This window comes from Pseudomonas sp. HMWF006 (genome assembly GCF_003061205.1).
Lineage (GTDB): Bacteria > Pseudomonadota > Gammaproteobacteria > Pseudomonadales > Pseudomonadaceae > Aquipseudomonas > Aquipseudomonas monsensis.
In genome coordinates this window covers 1-1,449 of the sequence record NZ_QAIU01000530.1, presented here as the reverse complement: position 1 = coordinate 1,449, position 1,449 = coordinate 1, and the positions used below count along the sequence as shown (strand labels likewise).

General features: G+C 59.9%; 3 protein-coding genes. 2 read left to right on the top strand and 1 reads right to left on the bottom strand.

Annotated features, from left to right (window positions below; translation table 11 throughout):
• On the top strand, positions 1 to 420 hold a 420-nt coding region (locus tag DBR24_RS33460; RefSeq protein WP_256591775.1), incomplete at its 5' end, for a PolC-type DNA polymerase III.
• Positions 421 to 461: 41 nt separating this feature from the next.
• Here the strand turns inward: DBR24_RS33460 and DBR24_RS23860 are convergent.
• Complete coding sequence (locus tag DBR24_RS23860; protein ID WP_123463913.1) at positions 462 to 914, bottom strand: Lrp/AsnC family transcriptional regulator; 453 nt, start codon at positions 912 to 914, stop codon at positions 462 to 464.
• A gap of 163 nt (positions 915 to 1,077) precedes the next feature.
• Here DBR24_RS23860 and DBR24_RS23855 point away from each other — a divergent pair.
• Positions 1,078 to 1,449: EamA family transporter (locus DBR24_RS23855; RefSeq protein ID WP_146189108.1), on the top strand; the 372-nt coding region annotated here is incomplete at its 3' end.

Sequence of the window (1,449 nt, the reverse complement as noted above, 5' to 3'; positions counted from 1 at the left end):
ATGCTGCGCAGCGCGCCCTCGGCGGAAAGGGTCATGGAAGAGGTCAACGAGTTCGTCGGCTGCACGCCGCTGGTCGCACACAATGCCTCGTTCGACCAGAAGTTCTGGGACTTCGAACTGGGGCGGATCAAACGTACCCGTCTGCAGAACTTTGCCTGCTCGCTGTTGCTGGCCCGGCGCCTGATGCCGGCAGCGCCAAATCACAAACTCGGCACCCTGACCACCTTCGCCCGCCTGCCGCATACAGGTCAGGCGCACAGGGCGATGGCGGATGCCGAGATGGCGGCGAACCTGATGGCGCATCTGGCGGAAGAACTGCGGCACAAGCATGGCGTGCGTGAGTTGAACCACGACCTGCTGTGCAAACTGCAGAAAGTCCCGGCTGCCAAAGTCAGCGAACACTTGCAACGCTACCGCTGAGCCAGAGCCCAACACAAAATCCTTGTAGGAGTTGGCCCGAGCTATTTACCGTTGCTGTCGATGTGGCCGAGTGGCACGCGCTTCTCGATCGCGCTCGACAACACAATCGAAGTCTTGCTGAAGCCGAACTTCGCCACTCGGTTGATCAACTCCTCCAGCTCCGTCATCGAGCCCACCGCGCCCTTCATCATCACGCACGGATCGCCGGTCACTCGAAAGCACTCGGTCAGTTGCGGGATTTTCACCAGTTCGTCGTAGACCTTCTGACTGCCGTTCTGGTGCAGGCGCAATTCGATCATGCACTGGATCGGCAGGCCGATTTTCGACAGGTCGATGTTCGCCTGATACCCAGTGATCACCCCGGCCGCCTCAAGCTTGGCCACACGCTCGGCCACCGCCGGCGGCGAGAGGTTCACTTTGCGCGCCAGTTCGGCGTAGGACGCCCGACCGTTTTCCAACAGGGCGCTGAGCAGCATGCGGTCGTATCTGTCCAAGGCCGGACTCCTTAAATTGCCAGACTTTCGAAATCACGGTTTATCCCGTAGATCTCCGTTCTTTCAAAAGTGTACCGGCGCGATAAACAGGTTTTGTAGCTTATTTTTGCCTGTGTGCCTTTCTAGAATAATCCATCCCCTGACGCTGACTTTCGAGTTGCCCATGCCTGCCTTGCGCCGTTTTTCCTTGCCGTTGATCGCCGCGTTCTTTGCGCTGTATGTGATTTGGGGATCGACTTATCTGGTGATCCGCCTCGGCGTTGAATACTGGCCACCGCTGATGCTCGGTGGCGTGCGGTTCGTGATTGCCGGCAGCCTGATGTACGCCTTCCTGCGCTGGCGCGGGGCGCCGGCGCCGACCTGGGCGCAGTGGAAAGCCGCGGGGATCATCGGGATTTTGCTGCTCAGTTTCGGTAACGGTGCGGTGAGTGTGGCCGAACATACCGGGGTGGCGTCCGGTGTGGCGGCACTGGCGGTGGCGACGGTGCCGTTGTTCACGTTGCTCTGTGGCTATTTCTGGGGGGCGCGCAATACT